Annotated in this window: 1 tRNA gene; it reads right to left on the minus strand. The window is 48.0% G+C overall.

Annotated features, from left to right (window positions below):
* Nucleotides 1-62: 62 nt before the first annotated feature.
* Nucleotides 63-148 (minus strand) — tRNA-Leu (locus PGY05_RS09030).
* Between the last annotated feature and the right edge of the window lie 125 nt (nucleotides 149-273).

Below are 273 nucleotides of genomic sequence, written 5' to 3' on the forward strand. Positions count from 1 at the left end.
ACTTTAAAACAAAAAAATAAGAGAAACGCTGTAAATTCAACGTTTCTCCCATTTTTAACTAATGCCGCAGACCGGAATCGAACCGGTACGGGTATCACTACCCACGGGATTTTAAGTCCCGGGCGTCTGCCAGTTCCGCCACTGCGGCAAGAGATGCTCAAACGGTTTCTGCGAAAAGCATACGTGCTCTGCACTGTCTTTTCAACCTCGCATCAATGGGCGGAGGTGGATTCGAACCACCGAAGCAAATTGCAGCAGATTTACAGTCTGTCC

The organism is Coprococcus sp. AF51-11b1, assembly GCF_027682785.1.
GTDB classification, from domain to species: Bacteria; Bacillota; Clostridia; order Lachnospirales; family Lachnospiraceae; genus Allocoprococcus; species Allocoprococcus comes.